Annotated in this window: 13 protein-coding genes; 3 read left to right on the top strand and 10 right to left on the bottom strand. The window is 42.8% G+C overall.

Going from position 1 to position 19846, the window contains the following annotated elements; genetic code table 11:
- Nucleotides 1–80: 80 nt before the first annotated feature.
- The 5 genes from A5875_RS18105 to A5875_RS18085 all read right to left on the bottom strand — a co-directional run bounded on the left by A5875_RS18105 (nt 81) and on the right by A5875_RS18085 (nt 10684).
- On the bottom strand, nt 81–851 hold the full coding sequence (locus A5875_RS18105; protein WP_088934987.1) for an HAD family hydrolase: 771 nt from the start codon (nt 849–851) through the stop codon (nt 81–83).
- A 292-nt stretch (nt 852–1143) separates the two neighbouring features.
- A complete protein-coding gene (locus A5875_RS18100; RefSeq protein ID WP_088934986.1) occupies nt 1144–7311 on the bottom strand; it encodes a SpaA isopeptide-forming pilin-related protein in 6168 nt (2055 codons plus the stop codon).
- 111 nt (nt 7312–7422) lie between these two features.
- Nucleotides 7423–8955, bottom strand: a complete 1533-nt coding sequence (locus A5875_RS18095) for a helix-turn-helix domain-containing protein (protein ID WP_088934985.1) — start codon at nt 8953–8955, stop codon at nt 7423–7425.
- A gap of 165 nt (nt 8956–9120) precedes the next feature.
- Entirely contained in the window at nt 9121–9522 is a 402-nt protein-coding gene (locus tag A5875_RS18090; RefSeq protein WP_088934984.1) for a VOC family protein, read from the bottom strand.
- Nucleotides 9523–9700: 178 nt separating this feature from the next.
- The gene (locus A5875_RS18085; protein ID WP_088934983.1) at nt 9701–10684 is read right to left on the bottom strand and encodes a helix-turn-helix domain-containing protein; all 984 of its coding nucleotides are present in this window, start codon (nt 10682–10684) and stop codon (nt 9701–9703) included.
- 100 nt (nt 10685–10784) lie between these two features.
- Here A5875_RS18085 and A5875_RS18080 point away from each other — a divergent pair, with 100 nt between their 5' ends.
- On the top strand, nt 10785–11399 hold the full coding sequence (locus A5875_RS18080) for a GNAT family N-acetyltransferase (protein ID WP_088934982.1): 615 nt from the start codon (nt 10785–10787) through the stop codon (nt 11397–11399).
- A 53-nt stretch (nt 11400–11452) separates the two neighbouring features.
- On the opposite strand, the gene A5875_RS18075 is transcribed toward A5875_RS18080, so the two are convergent.
- On the bottom strand, nt 11453–12421 hold the full coding sequence (locus tag A5875_RS18075; RefSeq protein WP_088934981.1) for an AraC family transcriptional regulator: 969 nt from the start codon (nt 12419–12421) through the stop codon (nt 11453–11455).
- Nucleotides 12422–12563: 142 nt separating this feature from the next.
- Between A5875_RS18075 and A5875_RS18070 the strand changes: the two genes are divergently transcribed.
- Both A5875_RS18070 and A5875_RS18065 read left to right on the top strand, forming a co-directional pair.
- On the top strand, nt 12564–14600 hold the full coding sequence (locus A5875_RS18070; RefSeq protein WP_088934980.1) for an FAD-dependent oxidoreductase: 2037 nt from the start codon (nt 12564–12566) through the stop codon (nt 14598–14600).
- Between the two features lie 448 nt (nt 14601–15048).
- On the top strand, nt 15049–15411 hold the full coding sequence (locus tag A5875_RS18065) for a hypothetical protein (RefSeq protein ID WP_141108361.1): 363 nt from the start codon (nt 15049–15051) through the stop codon (nt 15409–15411).
- A 378-nt stretch (nt 15412–15789) separates the two neighbouring features.
- Here the strand turns inward: A5875_RS18065 and A5875_RS18055 are convergent, their stop codons facing one another.
- The 4 genes from A5875_RS18055 to A5875_RS18040 form a co-directional block, all read right to left on the bottom strand.
- Nucleotides 15790–16608: a histidine phosphatase family protein gene (locus A5875_RS18055; RefSeq protein ID WP_088934977.1), complete on the bottom strand. Its 819-nt coding sequence runs from the start codon at nt 16606–16608 to the stop codon at nt 15790–15792.
- A gap of 213 nt (nt 16609–16821) precedes the next feature.
- Nucleotides 16822–18240 (bottom strand): glycoside hydrolase family 1 protein, encoded by a 1419-nt coding sequence (locus A5875_RS18050; RefSeq protein ID WP_088934976.1) that lies wholly within the window; start codon nt 18238–18240, stop codon nt 16822–16824.
- A 198-nt stretch (nt 18241–18438) separates the two neighbouring features.
- The gene (locus A5875_RS18045; protein WP_088934975.1) at nt 18439–19185 is read right to left on the bottom strand and encodes a MerR family transcriptional regulator; all 747 of its coding nucleotides are present in this window, start codon (nt 19183–19185) and stop codon (nt 18439–18441) included.
- A 10-nt stretch (nt 19186–19195) separates the two neighbouring features.
- Nucleotides 19196–19846: ATP-binding domain-containing protein (locus A5875_RS18040; RefSeq protein ID WP_088934974.1), on the bottom strand; the 651-nt coding region annotated here is incomplete at its 5' end.

Raw genomic sequence — 19846 nt, 5'->3', positions numbered from 1 at the left:
CTTTTAATTGATATGTTTATCTTAACGAAATCTTAATCTAAGAACATCAGCCTAAAGCCTTATTATTTTCTAATCCTAAACTAAGAAATCAACCCATAATGCCTTAGCCCTTCTAGGACCCCATTCTCCGTTTGTGCCACATAACTGGCAGAAGCTTTCAGCTCGTCTGTGCCCTGTGCCATCGCGATCCCGTGATCGACTAATTGAAACATACTCAAATCATTATTTTGATCGCCAAAGGCATAGGTTTCAAGCTGCGTACCAGCCATCGAATCCAATAGTTTTTGGATTGCTGTCCCTTTTGAAACATTTTTCGGCAGCACATCGATTGCTAAAGGAGCGAAGCGAACAATATCCGCCACGGCGTTCAACTCGTCACGTAGTTTTTCTTCCTGTTCAGCAGCCAGATAGAGATTCATAAAATTGACTGGGTTCGTTTGATAGAAATTCGCAGAAACTGGAACGTCTGAGATGCCCATATAAGCTGCATGCTCCTTAACAATTTCCGACAAATTGGTAATCGCGAACCCTTGTTGGTTAAAAAAACCAGCGGTTAGCCGATTATTTTCAGCGATCGTTAAAACGGCCTCGATCTCTGGTTGAGAAAACTTGGCATTTTGGATCGTTTTTCCTGCGAAACGAACGTAGCAACCATTAGATAAAATGAAATGCTCCGTCTGCAGCACTGCTAACAGCTCCTGCACTTCATAATAGCTGCGGCCTGTCGCAATAATCGGCAAGACCTCATTTTCTCTCAGCTTGCTAAAAGCTGCAACCACCTCCTGCTCTACTTGCAGGCTTCCCCCATTACATAAAGTCCCGTCTAAATCAAAAAAAGCCAACTTCTTCATACAGATCATCCTTCCAAAATTTATTTTAAAGGATGCAAAGACATTTTCTAGGTAGACAAAAAGAGGAAAAGTCAATGCATCACAAATACACTGAACCTTTCCCCTCGGATTTTTTATATCAATAGGTGCCTTTTACATTTGATAAAAGATGAAGCCCTCGGTCGCAGTCCTCGTTTGAGCGGAACCCTAGCTCCAGTTTTCCAGTTCAACGAAAATCATACCATGAGGTGAACGCAAGAAGCAACCACCTAAAAGGACCAAGCAGCGAAAACAGTGCTTGGTCCTTTCTTAATTATTTGTTCCTTCTTCGGAAATAAAGAATTCCAGCTGCGATGATGACAACAATCCCTGCTGCCAATAACCATGGATTACGAGTATCGTTCGTCTTCGGATAACTTCCTGTTGTTGTTCCCGAAGAACGTTTTGACCCGCTGGATCGATGCGTTGATTTGGAGGAATGTTGTGTTTTTGGAATTTCCTTATTCACAAATTTTCCTGCATCGACTGTCGTTGGTTGATTTTCTTTAGCAGAAGAAATGGTAAATTCACGTTTTTCCTTGCTTATGGTATAGCCTGTCGGTGCTTTTGCTTCTTTAAAGTAATAGTCGCCGGGTGAAAGTCCCGTCACTGAGATTTGACCGTTTTGATCAGAAGTATACTCACCAACCTGCTGGCCGTCTGCATGATACAAGCTGAAGACCGCACCAGCCAAAGCTTTATCTGATTGCGAAACTTTTTGTAATTTCACAGAGCCTTGGTAGTTGATAAAGTCAGCTAACACGATTGTTTCTGGTTTCTCTGATGCTTTCGCCGAAACATTGAAGGAAACTTTCTTCTTATTTAACAAATAATTCTTTGGTGCTTTTGTTTCGACTAATTGATACTCACCAGGAACCAATCCAGCAGCAAAAACTTTGCCGTCTTTGTCCGAAATAAGTTTCTTCGTTTCTTTGCCTGCTGAATTTAGGACTGTTTGGACCTGACCCTTGTCGTCCTGAATTTCAAATTCGGCGTCTTTCAACACTTTGCCATCTTCGCCTTTTTTCGTGACTGTAACAGAACCACGATAGTTAATGAAGTCTCCCAGACTAACTTTGTCTGGTTTGCCTATCTGGCCTGTGATTTCAAAGGGATGAGGCTTGGTATCCAAGATATAGCCTTCCGGTGCTTTGGTTTCAACAAGGACATAGTGCCCTTGTTCCAAACCTTGGAAGTAAATCTCGCCTTTTTCGTCAGTGGTGACTTTAATGATTTCATTGCGCTTACGATCTTTCACTGTAAGCGGCGCACCTTCTGGCTGATTCTGAGCGTTTGCTCGATAAACTTGGTACTCTGCCCCTTTCAAGGCTTCCTTCTGTTCATTTACTTTTCGACCAACCACGCCGGACTCGTAATTATTGAAGTCAAGATTATCAACATTAGGATCTTGATCCGCATTTTCTTTTACGACAAAGTAAATCGGTTGTTCATTAACAATATAGCCGGGAGCCGCTTCAACTTCTCTTAACATGTAGTAGCCCGCGCCTAAACCTGAAATATCTAAAATTCCATCTTCAGGTACCACGATCGTTCTTACATATTTCTGATCCCCATTTTCAATGTGGAACAGTTCAAATTCTGCGCCAGCAATCGACCCGCCGTCACCAACTTTTGTAATTTGTGCTTTCCCGCGGAAATTTTGAAAATCTCCTAACTCTTCGATCTCTGGTTTGCCGTTTGCACGATCATCAATAACAACTTTGATTAACGCTGGATTGATCACATAATCAGAGCCATCCGCCACTGTCGGGGCTTTGGTTTCTTGATAGTAATACGTTCCCGGCGCTAGATCATTAAATGTGACTGTTCCGTTTTTATCACTGACGGCTTTTTGTACCACGGTTGTTTTATTTTCTTGATAAAGGGTAAACTCGGCACCTGCCAAGCCTTCGCCATCTGTATTGCGTTTGACGATCTGGAATGCGCCTTGGTAGTTGATAAAGTCTGATAATTCGATCGTCGATACTGTTCCTTTATGCGAGGCATCTATCGTAAAGGGAATTTTCTTTTTGTTTATTAAGTAATCCTCTGGCGCCTTCGTTTCAACAAGGGTGTAATTGCCTGGGGCTAAATTATCAACGTGCACCTTTCCTTCGTTGTCTGACTTAATTGGCGCTTGGTTGATTTTGTTGTCGTTGCTATCCAGCAGATTAAATTCCGCGTCTTCTAATCGCTTGCCCAATTGGTCCTTCTTCACAAATTCTACAGAACCTTTATAGTTGGTTAATTCTAGTGCTGAGCCATCTGGTTGAGTCGTCACTGTTTCAGGTTTGTCATGGGAAGTATCCTCGATCGTGAAAGGTACTTCTGTGGTGTTGATGACATAGCCATTTGGTGCTTTGGTTTCGACAAACTTGTAATCGCCAGGTGCTAATCCCGTCACAGTCACTTTTCCGTCTGCCTGTGAGACTAATGGCTGCTGATTCACTTTTTTACCGGTGCTGTCGATCACATCGAACTCGGCTCCAGCCAGCGGATTGCCCTCGCTGTCTTTTTTGGTAAGTTCAGCAGAGCCTTGATAATTTTTGTAATCCAGATGAATCGTCGGTATTTGGTGATCACTGTTGCGATAAACTACAAATCGGATTGGGTCATTATTTAAAACGTATCCGTTCGGTGCCTCAATCTCTGTAATGCGATAGATACCTAATGGCAAGCTATCAATTACTAAAAGCCCATCACTATTTAATCGATCCGGATTTAATTCCACAGGTTCCCAAAGTGAATGATTCGGCATTAAATTGCTGAAATGTTCCAGCTTGAATCGTGCCCCGGTTTGGATATCGCCGCCAAACTTGATCGGATCGCCGTTTTCATCGGTCTTTTGCAAAATGACCTTATTGCGCTCATTTGGAATCGTTAAAGCTGCCGCGTTTTCTGCCGATGTTTTATCATCCACTGTGATACGGCGGCCATCGACCAAATCATCTGAAATCGTAAAGCCTTTTGGTGCAGCCGTTTCAATCAGCAGGTATTCGCCATAGGGCAGGTTGCCGAAAATGATTTGACCACTCTCGTTTACTTCACCTTCCCGTATAAGCTGGGTCTTAGTCGTATTCCAAAGCTGGAACTTGGCTCCGCTTAACGGCGTTTTTCCATCCGCTTCAGTTTTTTGGATCACTAATTTCCCTTTTTTACCGGTTGCTGAGCCGCCGCTATGGTTGATCTCCACGGTGACGTCTTTGTCATCGCCGCCTGAGATTGTTTGCTCATTGTCGCCTGAGACTGTAATTTTGTTTGAAACGGTATCTTTATTCCCGCTAGTAGTTGAAGTGATGTAGCTGCGATATTCCAACTGATAGGCTGTATCGATCTTTTTAGTTAAATTAATCGTCATAACCTGCTTACCAGTCTCGTTATCAGTTGTCACGTCAATGGTATAATCCGTTTTTTCCTTCAGCGGCTTGTCATAGTTTGGGGTGATCGTTCCATCCTCTGCTACAATTGTTTCATATAATTTGATCGAATCTGGATCAATCACCTGATTGTCTGATGGTTCATCTTTAATGACGACATGATCTAAAGTCGACTGCGACGGATTGATGACTGCTTGCCAATTGACGTAATCGGGATTTTCACTATCCTGTGCACCAGTCTTTTGAGCATACTGTCCGCCATTTTTGATCCCGACTTCGCCAATCACATCGCGCTCATCCCCATCATTTTCATATTGAGCGACATTGGTATATTGGTTAGAGCCTGCGATGATTTTCCCTTCAACAGAAGTTTCAAACTCGATCAAATAAGTTTTATCTACATTATCGGGAAAATCAATCTGCAAGGTCTGATCATTGGAACTGCTTGGCTCCTCAATTTGTTTCATCTCATCATTAACCACTGTTTCTGGCTCTTTCTTAACCACGGTTCCGTCTTTACTGACTTCTGCTTCATAGACCTTGACTGACCCTGCAACATAGTCTTGATTTTCTTTTATTTGGTCTAATAATTGAGCATTATTTAAAATGTTACGGCTGTGATTGACCGCGATCGTCCATTTAATTCGTTTCGTCTGAGCATTATAGATACCGTTCTTTTGAGCATTTAATTGGAAGGGGTCCTCTGGTTTAAAATCCTTATCGTCATCAGATGTATGCTTGCCGCCGTGCTCATCTTCCCAGTCAGCCTGCATATTATTCTTGAAGCGGTCCATGTTGGGATTTACAGGATCTAACAGACTGACATCAAAATTCGTATGGTAGTTAATTTCCAGCTCTGAATCAGTCGGATTATAATCATCTTTGAAAACGACTTTAAAGCCGATCTCATTCGTACCGGAGCTATTCGTCAACAATTCCAGCGTATAATCCTGACCAGGTACCAACACTTGATTCTTAGTAACATCGCGAATCTCAAAATCCGGTGTCAAATCTTCATTGATCGCCATGGATAACCCAGGGATTGGTGTATAGGTATCGGTTAATATTAGATTTTCCATGTGGTAGCGGTTTTTATTGACGCTGATCTTCCAGCCGACCTTTTTATCCGCATAATTAATATCGGTAATGTCTTTGATGACATTTTGCTGCTGAGCCGTCCCTTTATCGCCATCGGTATTTCCAGTACCAGTCGTCACATTGTTCGTGACTTGTGTCGGATCAGTGACGATTCCATTGACTGCCGTCTTGTATTCGACTTTTACCGCTCCATCGACGTCGTGTAAAAATTTGATAACAAAGCCTTCACCATCGGGATTTGGTTCTAACACATAATCCGTTCCCTCAGACAGCGGTTCGCCTTTAACTTCTTTTCCGTTTTCATCAAAGGTAATCGGATAAAGCTTTATCGAGCCATCCACGAGATCCATATTCTTGCTGATCGTGTCCGTGATGATCGCATCGTCTTTCGAAATTTTCTTTTCATTATAGTTATACTTGATCGCCCACTCAAATTCCTGTTTGTTGGGATCGTAGCCCACCATGTCTTTTTCAACTGGTTTGCCAAAATTAGTGGTGACCGTGGCCTTCGCATCGATCCCGTCGTCATTATTTTTATCTGTCAGCTGCGCGTTGTTGGTAAAGCTGACCTTTCCGCCTTCATCTGGCTTCGCAGAATCACTAATGTCTGTTTGATAGACTAACCGATAGGCGCTATTGGTTTCTCCCAAAATTGTTACGTTGCCATTTGCATCCACTGTGTATTCGTCTGGATTAAGCTCGCGCCCAACCTCTTTGACCGTACCATCTAGATTCATGACCAGTTCCATGACTTTGACCGATTTGTACTCAATTCCATCCGGCCATTTTTCTGTGATCGTCGGTTCGTCTAAATGATTCATTGATTGATTAAAGTCTACGGTCCACTCTACACTGCTTGGATTTGGGGTACGATCGAAATGACCCTCCTTGTCGATCGATTGATTGGTATTGGGGCGAATTTCAATATCTACTGGCGGTAGGTCGTCTTCGACAGGATAATGAATCGTGATATCTCCCGGTCCGTCAATGTGCTCCTTTTTAAATTCTGTATCAAAGAAAAAGTTTCCATTGATGTCGCTTTGATTCTTCACCTCTTCAGTAAACTCAAACCGAATATTGCCATCTAAATCAATCGTATATTTAGCGTAAACTTCTCCATCGCTATTTTTTAGTTCACCGGTTTGAACTTGCTTTGGCCGTAATTCTTCCGGCAATTTGAAATCAAAATAATCGCCAGGCTCGATTTGCTGGCGGACATCCTCTGGGATACTCCATGAATAGAAAATCCGTACAGTTGTTTCAGCCGTTACCGGCGGTTCAACCACATCACCATTTTCATTCAAATAAACCAGATTTGATTCGGTCAGGATCGTGCCGTCGCCATTTGGAAAATACTCGCGAATGTCTGTTGGACCTTCTGCGCGGACCGCTTTCTTCTGTTTATCAGCTTCATTTTTCGTCGTTTCTGAAGTTTGCGGCTGGTTTGCAGCTTCTGAACTTGCTGTTTCTTCTTTTAGCGAACTAGTGGCTGCCGTTTTTTCTGCGCTGCTGGCTTCAGTGCTTTCGATGGTTTTACCCGAAGTCTGCTCCGGTTTTTGCTCAAATTCATAGGAAAGCTTTTGCTGCTGGTGATGCAGCTCTAATGTCGTCAGTCCGTTTGGATCTTTTACTGTTAAATGAAGGATTCCACTTCCAGTTGCCGAAATAGGTACAACGATCGTTTGCTCGCTCTCGACTGTGAGCGGAAGCGACTTTCCAGCTTGTTCCAAAACAGCTTGCTGAATCACAGGCTGAGAAGCAGTGATTTTCTCGCTTCCTTGATCCCCTTCAGTCACAATCGCGACATCTAATTGATCGTCCGTTTGTCCTTTACTGATTTTTTCAAGCTTCAAGGCAGGCTGATTTCTCGTTTCTGCCAAAGCAGTTAACGGTGTCAGCGAATTAATCAGGATCAACGCAGTCATAAAGCTGTAGATGAGCTTTTCGAAGACTTTTTTGTTTAACATTTTCACACCTCATACGTCATTTTTTTCAACTAGTTTCAGTTATACCAAATTTTTTTTGGTGTAATTTTCAAAAAGTGCGCCGTTCTGGAACGTTTTTTGAAAAGCAAAAAACTAGCTTTTTCGTTTTTCTGCTGATATTTCTTCTAGTACCTGATTGATTCGTGCTAAATCTGTCATTGATAATTTTTTACTGACAACTACCACCTGCGCCTCAGAGTAGGCCTTTTTCAAATCCTTCAAGATCCCGGTAGTTAATAAGACATCCGCATGCTGATTATTCGTCTCAAAAATATCAGTGATCGTCACATTATATAAATAGCTGAAATAGCCGCGTAATTGCCGAATGAAGCTTTTGGTCATCAGGCTGGGCATATCGCTTTCAACTAACATCGTCATCGGAACCTCATACTTGCATGGAGCATCAAAAAATAAAATATTCTTTAGATATGGGATCAATAGGAAATCTTTTTCCAAGAAAATGGGGTTTTTAGATTCCGCATACAATTCTTCCACAAAGCAATCAGTCTTTTCGATCAATTGCGGGTAGCGTTCAGCAAAGATCGAGTGATAGGTATTCCCTGTCATATCCGTGTTGAAGCCTTTAAAGTACATCGCAAAGAAATGACTGCTTAAAATATAATTGCGAAAACGCAAATAATCTTCATTTCTAATAGGAAAGAACTCGTCTTGAAAACGAGCAAGCATTAATTCTGTTGCCTTAAAAATCTCGGTCTCCTGATTCTGCTGCTGCTGGAATAAATCATCCACGATCGCTTCTTTAAACACTTCAATGGTTTTAGACATCGACACCCAAACTAAGAAGAAAAAGGGAATCTCCGCTTGCTTTGTATTGAGCGTTCCTTGATGCCGACTCATGATTCGTTCGAATCCCGGATACAACGCATTCGCGGTTATTTGATTTTCCAGTTCAGCGGGCATCTTTAAAATATTGCCCTTTCTTGTTCGAATAATCGTCTCCGCAAAAATATAAGCCAACTGCTTTTTGTACGTATAAGGGATATTGGGATACACGGTAAATTCACTATTCAACACTTCCTCGACATATTCATCGATTAGTTGTTCGTCCACATAGCTAAACGGCCAGCTGCTTCCGCGATAGATACTCCAGAAAAAAATCACCATAAACATCCGAATCTGATACTCTTCTCCCTGCAATTGGAAATTTTCTCTTTCTACCTCGAGCTGATAGCGCGCCAGCAGCTTTTGGACCTTAGTTAGATCTCGTCGAACCGTGGATTCGCTGATGAAGTGCTGCATGGCATAGTTTCGGACACTGTCAAATTCCCCGACAATTAACGCCCTTAACAGAACCACCGTCGAACAGTTTCGCACGATCTCCGTTACGAGGTAGTAAACATCCGCATCTAAAGCGACAACTAGCCGAACACCTTTGCCTTTAGATTGCTGAAAAGAAAACTTTTCTGAGGGCAGATCAGCGATTTTTTCAGCCAGACTGCTGATGACACTTAAAGTCATTCTTTTACTCAATCCCAGCTTCTCACTCAGCCATTCGCGAGTGACCCACCGGCCATTTCGATCATTGAGCAATAAAACCATCCGGCGTTGATGAAACGTCCCGCGATCAAACAGCTCCTCAAAAAAATCTTTTTTTGTTGTAAGCATTTCTTCATCCCATCCCTAGAGATTCTTTGCATTTTCTCTCTTCTATTATTTATTAAGAATAGTAAAAAAATGAGAAAAATGGTATTTTAACGCTCGAAGATCCCTCAATAATTCATTAGAAACCTTTTAGGCAAAAAAAATCACGGATTGCTCCGTGATTTTTGCTTAGATTTCCGCCATCCAAACCGGTTCAAACTGATTGCCGTCCAGATCCGTTACTTCCAAGCTATACATCTGATCTTCTTCAATACCCATGTCTACTGAAAAATAATCTCCGCCATTAGCCCTCGCTGCTTCCGCAATTTGTTTCACTTTATCGGGACTTTCAACCGAAAATGCGGTAAGTGTTCCACTTTGTCCTTTTGTGTCAGTAATTTTTTTATCCTTTAGAAATTGACTATAAAAATCATGATTCAGCAGCATGATCCAAAAATGATCATCCCACATCATGGAGCTGGACTGTTCGTTGGAGAAATCTTCATTCTTCTTGAAACCAAGTGCTTCATAAAATTTGGTGGAGGCCGCTACATCTTTTACCGGGTAATTAACAAATACCATCGTTGCCATCTTGCTCACTCCTTTAAGTTTTCGTCTATTATGCAAGATGGATGGGATTATGGCAAAGAAAGCGCTTGTAGAAAAGGTAACGAGAGGCAATTGATCCAATTCTTTTAATATAAAAAAGACCAGCCAATTATTCATCAGCTAGTCTCTGTCGTCTTTAAAGATGATCGCTTAACCATTCCTATGAAAAAACGAACCAATTATTGGGATTTTCTTGATTGATCAGAATTCCCCGCAGCATCTCTTCGCAGGCCTGTTGAGATCCAGGCTGCTTTAGGATGCGAAAAATTGAGATCGCCTGTTCGCAGTTTTGTTTTCCTGTTTCAAGTGAACCGGAAATGATTTTTACCCACCCTTGATAAAAAAGCAGCTTCGTATTATTTAATAAATCACCCTGATCATAAAGCAATGTCTCGGCTTCTGCCAGCGCTTCTTTTGCCCATGTCAATTTCCGAAAGTTTATGAACGTCGAACAGGACCCGAATAATAATTCAAACTTCATTTGCTGCATAATTTGAATGCCTGCTTCCTTCTGTGTTCGAGAAACAGCTGTTCGTAACAACTGATGGACCGTTTCGACTGGAAAGCTGAATTGAAAAAAGCGGAAGATCTGCACTTCGAAGACGCCCCAATTTTCTACATTATAGAGATGGTTTACAACCGGCTTTGACAGTTGATGAAGCTCCGCGAATAATTCGTCAATCGCTGCGGTCTTTCCCTGATCCCGATCATCATTCAACTGATAATTTAAACTTAGCAATTGACATAAAAGAAACAAGAACTCATCGCCCTGCGTTTGGTGATTGAAGTTCTTTTTCAGTGCATCCATTTGTTGGATTCCTCTGGCAAAATCCCGCGACTCATTCGTCTTTCTATTGTATTTGAAAATTTGATTCAAATAATAGGTAAATTGACCGGTCATGTAAAAAGGACGATCAGAAAGATATTCATAAGGCTCATCACCGCGAGCCTTTGCTCGCAAATAAAGAAACTCTTCCATTGAAACATTGAGCCGCTCCAATAAATGCTCCAACCGATGAAAGCTGATCTTCGAATCACCCTTTTCAAACTTACTGATAAAGGATCGACTATTGATCTCATCGGCTAGGTTCTGCAAGCTTAGCCCGCGTTCCTTGCGCAGCTCCCGAAAAATTTTCCCCTCCATCGTTTTTCCTCCTTCAAATTCCACTATAGTAGAATTTCCGCTTTATTTCAGTGTAAGTTATCTATACTGAATGAACAAGTTGAATTTTAGGAGGACACACATGAGACTGGCGACAATCGATGACTTACCAGCTATGACTGATTTTATTTACGAGCGCTTTTCAAAGCTTGAATATTTTACTTTTTTAACGGAAGGTATGGAGGATCAAGAAGCATTTCTCAAAAAGCTCATTATCGCAGAGCTGCCGCTGTTGATAAAATATGGGGAAATTCGTTTATACGGCGAACCGCTTGCGGGGCTCATCAGCGGAATTCCCTCAAAGGATTTTACCTTGATGCGGCAAATTATCTGCTCCTTTCCAGTTCGGAAAATCATCAGGACGATCCCGAAAAAGGAGCAAAAGCAGTTTATGCGGAAAAATAAGCAGATCGGAGAAATCCATTACTCGCTCCCATGGCATAAGAAATATTCAAAAAACAGCTATTATATCTCCCAGATCGCCGTGGCGAAAGAGGCTAAAGGGACCGGACTCTTGCGTGAGATGCTGACGCCGATTATGGCGGATTGCCAAAAAAAGAACATGGATATTGTTCTTGAAACAATGAATGAGGCAAATGTACCGATTTATCAGCACTTCGGCTTTGAGTTGGTCGAATTTCATCACAGCTCCAGTGTCCCCTTTGATGAATATTGCTTCATTAAAAGAGCGACTTGAGTTAAAAAGGAGAAACCTGCCATGATTTGATTGGCAGGTCTCTCCTTTTTTATCTAATTAATAAGTTTCGCTGACAAGGGGCAGTCTGCCAAGTCGGCGGCTTTGGGCATCCTCTGCATTTTCTTGCGATATTGGTTCGGTGAGAGGTGATATTTTTCTTTGAATCGTTTGCTGAAATAAGCGGAATTGTTGAAGCCGCATTGAAAGGCGATTGCTGTGATCGAATCATTAGTCTGATACAAACGGATCGCGGCCGTCGTTAAGCGCAGGTCGTTTAAATACTGGCTAAAGGAAAAATCAGCGACTTGAAAAACTTTTTGCAGCGTGCGGATCGAGGTCTGGCAATAGTCGGCGGTTTGTTCGATCGTCAGACGATCGTCCTGCAAGTTCCTCCGCATGAAATCGGTCGCGATTACTAGCAGCTCATTGTAATTTTTGCGTTCTAAAAAAGGTGCAGTCTCGGAAAGCCACTCGCAAAAGAGCTGGATGAAATGCTTTAACAGCAAGCGGTTTTCCTCTTCTGAGCAAGCGGAAAATTGTTCAGTGATCTGAAAGATCATTTCTAATAAAACTCGGCCCATCCCCTTTTCAGCGTCGATGATCCGGCTGGTCATTGAATCAGGCAGCAGCTTTTCTGTTTGGCAATCCTGCTGAATAAAGAGATTGATCCCTTCCGTCTTTTTTTCCCGTTGGTATTTGCTGGTTGCCCGCAAATCGAAAATCCCAATCGTGTAATCCTTTAAAATACTCGTGTTTGTGCCATCTGTGTGCCGTTCAAAGCCATTTCTGATAAAGCGAAAGCCTAAGTAGCCTTTTTGCTCTTCGGTGCAGCGGGTGAAAATCCCTTGGGAACGATCGACGATACTGTGGGTCAAGACAATGCGGTCCAATTGATAAATTCTGGAAACAGACAGGGTTTCTTGGGGACTATTGATCGTGTAGCGATAATTCAACTGAGACAAGCCGTTTGAATAATCCTGTGATTTAGAAAATCGCGTGCAATGAATTCCTCTTTCTGTCATCTGCTTTTTTCCGCTCCCCTCGCGTAATAGTTATATTCCTCGGGCGCCAAAATCATAGCGTTCTTCATCAGATATTCTATACTTAAATTATACTATTTGTTCAACTTTTCACAACTACATTTAATGAAGGAGGAATTGTTCTATGTCCGCAAATTTTAAGCATTTGTTTTCCCCGCTAAAAGTTGGTTCTGTTGAAATTCCCAATCGGATCGCGATGATGCCGATGGGTGTGTTCTCGCCCCGTTTACTGAGTACCGAGACTGTTGCCTACACTAAAGAAGGCGCCGACTACTACATTGAAAGAGCTAAAGGCGGCACCGGCCTGATCATTACCGGTTTGATGCCGGTGGTGGCAAATATGGGCTTTTGTATTTTAAGCAATCCAGAGGGCTATGTCAGAGAGATGAAGTATTTGATGGATGGCGTTCATGATGCTGGCGGAAAAGTATTCGTTCAATTGACTGCGTTGACTGGGCGGGCGAATCATGGTCTAGTCGGTATCTGCCCCGCTCCCGCTCCGATCCAAAACGTTTGGGACCCGACGAAAACCGATCGCGGTATGTCCAAAGAGGAGATCAAAGAATATGTCGAAAACTTTGCCAAAGGCGCCAAACTGGTGCAAGAAGCTGGCGGCGACGGCGTTGAAATCCACGCGGTTCACGAAGGCTATTTGCTGGATCAATTTGCCATCTCCTTCTTTAACCGACGGACTGATGAATACGGCGGCTCACTAGATAATCGTCTGCGAATCATCAAAGAAATCGTTGAAGCCATCAAAGCAGCCTGCGGAGAGGACTTCCCTGTTTCTATGCGCTACAGTGTCAAAAGCTATGTGAAAGACTTTAACCGCGGGGCGCTTCCCGGTGAGACCTTCGAGGAAAAAGGCCGTGATTATGAAGAATCCTTCATCGTTGCGAAAAAGCTAGAGGAATTCGGCTATGACATGCTGAACTGCGACAACGGCAGCTATGACTCTTGGTTCTGGGCACATCCGCCAATGTATATGCCGAAAGCCTGCAATTTAGAAGACGTGATGAAGGTGAAGGAAGTTGTTTCTATTCCGGTAGCTTGTGCCGGCAGATTCGATGATCCGGCCTTAGCCGATCAAGTGATCGCCGACGGAAAAATAGATGTTATGGGGATGGGACGGCCGCTGTTGGCTGATCCATATGCGCCAAATAAATTTGCGGAAGGTCGCTTGGACGATGTTCGGCCATGTATTTATTGCCATCAAGGCTGTTTGGGTCGGATTTTCCAATTCAAGGACATTTCCTGTGCGGTCAATCCTGCCTGCGGTCGGGAAAAGAGCTACGCTTTGACTCCTGCTGAAACGAAGAAAAATGTTTTGGTCGTTGGCGGCGGGATCGGCGGCATGGAAGCGGCGCGTGTTGCTGCGATTCGCGGGCATGCGGTTGATTTATTTGAGAAAACCGATCAGCTAGGCGGCGTGTTTGTAGCCGCGGCAACCCCTGACTTCAAAGAAGACGATCGCCAGCTATTGGCTTGGTACAAGAAGCAAATGAAGGATCTGGAAATAAATGTTCAGCTGAACAGCGAAATCACTGAGGCGCAAACAAAGGGCTACGATGAAATCTTCGTTGCCACCGGCGCAAATGAACGCCGCTTGGCTACTCCAGGATTTGAAGATGAGCATGTGACTTACGCCATTGAGGCACTGCGCTATAAAGAAATCGCAGGCGAAAATGTGGTAGTAGTCGGCGGCGGCTTGACTGGCTGCGAAATTGCTTATGATCTGGCGAAAAAAGGCAAGAAAGTGACGATCGTTGAAGCCAGCGAAACGATTTTGAACGCCTTTGGTTTATCCGCAGCCAATTACAACATGATGATGGAGCTGTTGGATTACTACCAAGTCACTGTTTTGAAGAATTCGGTGGTCGATAAATTCGCTGACGGCACCGCCTATGTGACAGAAACGGTCAAGAACTATCCGAACGTCGCAAATCGCGCTCAGCACATGTTTGCTCTAGGCGTTCAAGGTATGCCGAAAGCACATGAAATCCCAGCCGATGACATCATCGTTTCTGTTGGTTACACTCCTGATGATGCGTTGTATCAAGCGATCCAAGCCGAGAATGTCCACTTGATCGGCGATGCCAAGAACCCAACCAATGTCATGGATGCCATCTGGGCAGCCTATGAAGCGGCTATGAATGTGTAAATTTAAAAATTCCAAGCTCGGATGTTGAGCTTGGAATTTTTTTTTAGTGATAATTTCTCTTTCCCTCTTCATATTTGTTTCCATTATCAGGTGAAATTAGACTAACTTCGTATCTTTTATGTTTTCCATCGCTTGATCAAAGTATGAATCAGCCTCAAATATTTTTCCATGTGTTATCAAAGTCGAAACTATAAACAATATTTCTATTAGATTCTAATCATTTAGATCGATTTATTTCTTGAAGGTCTTAAATTCGTCTCTCTGAACATGACGATAACCTTCGCGCGCGACTTTATTACATATATTTTCGGAGCTCCTCACCCCCTCTGATTCGTCTGTCAAGTCACCTAAAATAGCTTTGCTGTTAGATTTCTTAGTCTTAGTAAATCTAGAAGAGAAAGCAATCCATTTCTAAACACCCTTTATGATGAATGAAAAGAAGAATATAATGGACTTAGCTTTAAGAAAAGAGGTTTTTATTTTGACAAAAGATAAAATAATTGGCGCTTCGATGATAGCTGCAGTTTTAATATCAAGCATTCTTTTCTTCAATGTAAAAGGCGTTTGGATGATTCCAGTTGTTATTTGTGTTGTCGCCCCAATGTGTCTTCTACAATATGATAGATTTATAAAAGACAGCAAAAGTCTTAAAGACTATTTTTACGCAATCACTTCCCTAATTTATTTATGGATATGTTACCTGAATAACGTGATCAGTTTGTTCCATTGTCTTTTTATGACCTTCCTATTCCTTGTTCCTTTTGTTATGGGAATCACAAAAATAGTGAGAAAAAGTGATGTAAGGATATGAATATTTCTTTACTCTAATGGATTGCCTCAACTTTGAATCTTGATCTCACGAGAAGAACTTGTTTACTCGCAGCAGAACTTAGCTTTACCAATTTCCAAGATTCATAGTGCCGAAGTCTGATGTTTATCATCGTTGCTGCTCGAAAGCTTTATAGTCGTCGTGAATGTCTTAGTGACTATAAAGCTAAATCAATGGTTCTTGAAAATTGGTTGGAGGGAGATTTTCTAGCAAAGAGATTGGATAACTTGTTTAACGCTATAAAGTCCCTTTTTTTCAAGTTGCTAGTTAAAAAAAAGACACATCGGCTCAACGATGTGTCTTAAAGAATACATTCATTTTCTTGCATAACTTGACAGGCAAGTCACAAGGACTTCCTTCTTATTCTTTACTAGCCCCACTTTCAACGTAAGCCATATTTCCAACTTCATTCACTTTGAACTTGCCGTTCTTGTAGGTGATTTTAGTAACACTGGCATTGGCCAACTGTCCGCCCTCCGGTGTTTCATCTGTCATGTCGGAAATCATTGATAGGATCGACATGCCGTGTGCAACCACGAGAACATTGCCGCCGCCTTCTTTAGCTGTTTCCTCTGCGATCGACTTCAATTCCTTTTGCATCCGTTCTTTGACGGTGTCCCACTCCTCAGACATGCCGGACTTATCGATTTTCTTTAACGCCCCCAGCATTTCCGGAACAGAGGATTCGCCAGAGCCGATAGCCTTCATATACTCCTCGTAGGAATCATAGCCCAGCTCTTTTCCGGCATCGCCCCACATGACTTCATCGTGTTCGCCCTCATAGGAACCAAAACAAACCTCCCGCAAGTTTTTACTTTTCTTCACGGCTACGTCTGACTGTCCATTGTTTTTAAGCGCCAGCCGCGCAGTCTCGCGAGCCCGTCCAGCATCACTTGAATAGGCAGAAGTAAAGCTGATCTGCTCCTTCTTCAATCCTTTACCTAATTGCTCCGCAACCTTCACACCATCATCTGTTAACGGCGTATCCGACCACCCTTGCGCTCGATGAACCGTATTGAACATCGTTTTTCCATGGCGCGTTACATAGAAGACTACCTCACTATTTTTATCCGCGTTCTCTTTTGACTCATTCGTATTTGCCCCTCCGGTACTGCAACCGGCAAAAATCAATAAAGTTACCAACAACATACTAAAAATTGCTTTGAATTTCTTGTGCATTTCGTTTTCTCTCCTTAATCAATGACTTAAATTTCAACTATTTTTTCTGATGGAATCCTCTGTTTCCCCCTTTCCAAAATAAAAAACCCAATGACGGCACGACAAATAAACGTGCTCATCATCAGGTTTAGCTTGCAGCAAAGCAATCACTATCCATCAGAAAAAATATTTTGAACCACTTTTAACAAAGCCAAAAATCCTCTTGATTGAAGCCTATGCTAAATCTTCCCCATTAGTCGCAATCACTTTTTTATACCAATAGAAGCTGTCTTTGCGGCTGCGATCAAAACTTCCATTTCCTTCATCATCTTTATCCACATAAATGAAGCCGTAGCGTTTCGACATTTCACCTGTTCCGCCGGAAACCAAATCGATACAGCCCCAAGGCGTGTAACCAATCAGATCAACGCCGTCTTCCACCGCTTTACCCATTTCCTCGATATGCCGACGAACATAATCGATGCGATAATCATCATGGATTGAACCATCGGCCTCAACCTGATCGACCGCACCCAAACCATTTTCCACGATCATCAACGGAATTTCATAGCGATCGTATAATTCATTCAAGGTGAAATGCAGTCCGACCGGATCGATCTGCCAGCCCCATTCACTCGTTTCTAAGTAATTATTTTTCACGCCACCAAACAAATTCCCGCCGACGCGATCGCCGTTTTCATCAAGATCCGCCGTCACACAGCTGGTCATGTAATACGAGAAGGTATAGTAATCAACGGTGCCCTCTTTTAGAATTTCTTCATCGCCTGCTGTAAATTCCAGCTGGATATTATGCTTCGCAAAATAATTCTTCATATAATAAGGATATTTACCCTTTACTTGGACATCGCCGCAGAACCAATTCAGCTTTTTCACCAGCTCTTGATTAGCCAAAACGTCTTCCGGTTTACAGGTCAGCGGGTACATGGTCATGTAGGCCAGCATACAGCCAATTTGAAAATCCGGATTGATCTGATGACCGATTTTTACTGCCTTGGCACTGGCGATAAACATGTGGTGCAAAGCTTGGAAACGCCGTGCTTCATCGTCCTCTTCATCCAAGATCCCTAATAAATTTCTGCCCCCCAAAGGCAACGTGCCGAAGTTGATCTCGTTAAAGGTCAGCCAGTATTTCACTTTATCTTTGTAACGCTCGAATAAGGTCGTCGCATAGTTTACGAAAAAGTCGATCGTCTTGCGATTTGCGAAACCGCCATAGTTTTCAGCCAACGCATAAGGCAATTCAAAATGACTGATCGTCACTAACGGTTCGATCCCATATTTTTTGCATTCATCAAAAACTTTGTCGTAAAAAGCTAAGCCCGCTTCGTTTGGTTCCGTCTCATCACCTTTAGGAAAAATCCGTGACCAAGCGATACTCAAACGGAAAACTTTAAAGCCCATTTCCGCAAATAACGCGATGTCTTCTTGATAGCGATGATAAAAATCGATCCCATCGTGATTAGGATAATAGCCGTCTGGTTCGATCGTCGGCGTCATCACCCGATGTTTGTGCAATCCGCCGGCACGCATATGATCAGGAATACTTTCCCCTTTGCCGTCTACGTCCCAAGCCCCTTCACATTGATTGGCTGCTGTTGCGCCGCCCCATAAAAAATCCTTTGAAAATGCCATTTGTTTTTCCTCACTTCATTCAAATTTTGGGTGATTGCTCCTAAAAACGTCAAAAACCTGTCGACAAATAAAGCGCTCCTCACGCTCGATTTATCAACAGGTTTAGCTTGCTCTAAGCAATCACTATCCATTTATATTTCATTCCACAAGAATTATAACACTACGTAATCAAAAGTTGCAAACGCTTTTTTAATGATTCTAATTGAAAAAACGTTCCTGCATTTCCACCACTTGTGTTTTCAATTCCCGCGCATTGCTTTTGGCCTTTTCCAGCGAATCGATCAAATTATCGCAGGCCGTGATGATGCTGTCATCTGGATCGGTGGGATTAAGCAGTGTTTTGATCGTATCCTGCTTTTCCTGATCGATCGCATTCAGCATGCGCAAAATCGCCGCCAAGGAATATTTCGCAGATCTCAAAGTACGAATAATCTTTAGGCGTTTGATATCTTCATTATCATAGGTTCGATAATTATTTTTGCTTCTTTTAATCGTAAGCAGCCCGTTTCGCTCCCAATTTCGCAACGCTTCTGAGGTCACACCTAAATACTCGGCAGCCTCACTTCTGGTAAGTAAAAGCGGTTCGTCTTCCGTTTTGCCAGCAAGCAGCTCTTCTGCTACGTTGATTACGTCATGGGCATCGGCGATTTCCTGATCGACTAATTCCAGATAACGATCAAGCAAAGACTGCGCTTCTTCAAAATCATAGCGTGCCACTGCCTTGACCATCTCCACCATTGTCAGCCTCAGCCCCGATTGCAGCACCTCGATTTGAAAGGCGACTTGAGCGATTTTGATCGTCTCGATATGATAATCCGTAAAAACACGGTAGCCGTTTTCCGCCCTAGGAGGAATGGGGATCAGCTCCCACTCCTCGTAACGACGGATCGTATTCGGATGTAGTCCGACAATATTTGCTACCTCGGCTGTACGATAAGTTTTCATCTTGATTTCCTCAATCTTTAACTAAAAGTGTCAGTTCATGCAAGGCTCTGGAGCAGCTGGTATACAGGCAGTTGCTTTTTTCCTTCAGCTGGCGAGAACGAATATCCGGCAAGATCACCTGATCGAACTCTAAGCCTTTGGCAAATTGCAGCGTGGTTAAAATGATGCCTTCCGCAATTTTCTTCGTGTCCTTTTCAAAACGAACCAGCTGCTCCTCTGGAAAAGCAGCTTCGATCTTCGCTGCTTCCTGCCAATTCTGACAAATTATACCACAAGATTTATGGTCGCTTGCTTTGAAATCCCTGATTTTTTTAGCTAAATATTCTCTATTGTAGGCGTGCACCTCGACTTCTTTTCCATGACGCTCCACCGGTTGGATTTCCTCGCCGTCGTCAATAAAGCGTTTGGCAAATTCCATGATTTCAAAGCTTGAGCGATAGCTGGTAACGAATTTCAGCAAGCGCGTCTTGGAAAGTGCCGCCTGAAGCTCACCAAGAAAATCGTCGTCACTGGAAACAAGCATCTGATGAACATCCCCGCAAATCGTTTTTTGACAAGGAAACAAACGATCAATCACCGAAAGCTGCAGCACAGAATAATCCTGCATTTCATCGATCACCAAATGTTGAACCTGTTTATTGGGCTTGATCCCCTCAATCAT

It is taken from the genome of Enterococcus sp. 3H8_DIV0648 (assembly GCF_002140655.1).
GTDB classification, from domain to species: Bacteria; Bacillota; Bacilli; order Lactobacillales; family Enterococcaceae; genus Enterococcus_A; species Enterococcus_A hulanensis.
This window is presented reverse-complemented; position numbering and strand designations above follow the sequence as displayed.